This is a genomic window from Burkholderia sp. SR8 (assembly GCF_052851275.1).
Genome location: NZ_JAULUC010000069.1, coordinates 1 through 1,171 on the forward strand (window position 1 = coordinate 1; position 1,171 = coordinate 1,171).

Sequence of the window (1,171 nt, forward strand, 5' to 3'; positions counted from 1 at the left end):
GGCGACGCTGAACACGGTGGCGGCGGCGGCGAAGATCGGCGGTGACATCCACGTGCTGGTGGCGGGCCACAACGCGCAAGCGGCGGCCGACGCGGCAGCAAAGATCGCAGGTGTTTCGAAGGTGCTGCTCGCCGACGCGCCGCAACTGGCCGAAGGCCTCGCGGAAAACGTCGAGGCGACCGCGCTGAACATCGCGAAGGACTACTCGCACATCCTCGCGCCGGCGACGGCCTACGGCAAGAACATCGCACCGCGTATCGCCGCGAAGCTGGACGTCGCGCAGATCTCGGACATCACGGCGGTCGATTCGGCCGATACGTTCGAGCGCCCGATCTACGCAGGCAACGCGATCGCGACGGTGCAGTCGAGCGACCCGATCAAGGTGATCACGGTGCGTGCGACGGGTTTCGATCCGGTTGCAGCCGAAGGCGGCAGCGCGTCGGTCGACAAGATCGAAGCGGCGGCAGACGCAGGCAAGTCGCAGTTCGTGAGCCGTGAAGTGACGAAGCTGGACCGTCCGGAACTGACCAGCGCGAGCATCATCGTGTCGGGTGGCCGCGGTCTGGGCAGCGGCGAGAACTTCGCGTTGGTGCTGGAGCCGCTGGCGGACAAGCTGTCGGCGGCGCTGGGCGCATCGCGCGCGGCAGTCGACGCCGGCTACGTGCCGAACGACTATCAGGTCGGCCAGACCGGCAAGATCGTCGCGCCGCAGCTGTACATCGCGGTCGGCATCTCGGGCGCGATCCAGCACCTGGCCGGCATGAAGGATTCGAAGGTGATCGTCGCGATCAACAAGGATCCGGAAGCGCCGATCTTCAGCGTGGCCGACTATGGCCTCGTCGGCGATCTGTTCGCGCTCGTGCCGGAACTCGTGAACGAGCTTGGCTGATACGGCGTGACGCTTCGGCGGTAAGCATGCAGCACGAGGGGCGCGATGAGCGCCCCTTTTTTTGTTGTGTCATCGCTCGAGACGAGCGGTCGTCGTTGTCCGGGAAGGACTGCGAGCGTACGGTGGTGCCCTGTGGAACGGAGAGTCGCGCACGCGCGATGGGCAGCGTCGATTCGCTCGACGTGCGACGAGGGCCTGCGCAGGTTGGCTGAAGCCACGTGCCGAGTCGCCGCTCGCACTCGGACTCGCACTTTCACTCGCCGAAACGAGAAAGGCGCCCGA

At 66.4% G+C, this 1,171-nt stretch carries 1 protein-coding gene; it reads left to right on the top strand.

The features are described from left to right. On the top strand, nt 1-889 hold an 889-nt coding region (locus Q3A80_RS31825; RefSeq protein WP_446332737.1), incomplete at its 5' end, for an electron transfer flavoprotein subunit alpha/FixB family protein. Nucleotides 890-1,171: the final 282 nt, after the last annotated feature.